The organism is Hwanghaeella sp. 1Z406 (assembly GCF_048892425.1).
Classification (GTDB): domain Bacteria; phylum Pseudomonadota; class Alphaproteobacteria; order UBA8366; family Aestuariispiraceae; genus Pacificispira.
This window is the reverse complement of sequence record NZ_JBLZHU010000060.1, coordinates 1-255: the sequence shown is the minus strand read 5'-3', so window position 1 is coordinate 255 and position 255 is coordinate 1. Positions and strand designations below refer to the sequence as shown.

The 255-nt window shown below is 50.6% G+C and carries 1 protein-coding gene; it reads left to right on the top strand.

The genetic code is table 11. The features are described 5' to 3' along the window. Positions 1-255, top strand: a 255-nt coding sequence (locus ACOSDR_RS20340) for a hypothetical protein (protein WP_420732365.1), incomplete at both ends; no start/stop codon positions are given.

Genomic DNA, 255 nt, shown 5'->3' with positions numbered 1-255 from the left:
ACGGCGCAGAGATCGGGGCGAAGAAAATCGTTATTCCGCCCTATGCATCGGTCTTTTCGGCCTATGGAATTGCCCAGGCCGATGTTCAGTTTTCCGTCACAGGTTCTGTACTGCAAGTGATTGCTCAGGATACAGAAATTCCAGATGAGACTGTTCAAACCGTCAATGACATTCTGACACGCATAGCCGATCAGGCCCAGGATCAAATCGGGGACGATTTCTCTATCAGTGGCGCAGACCCTCAATTGCGGCTTT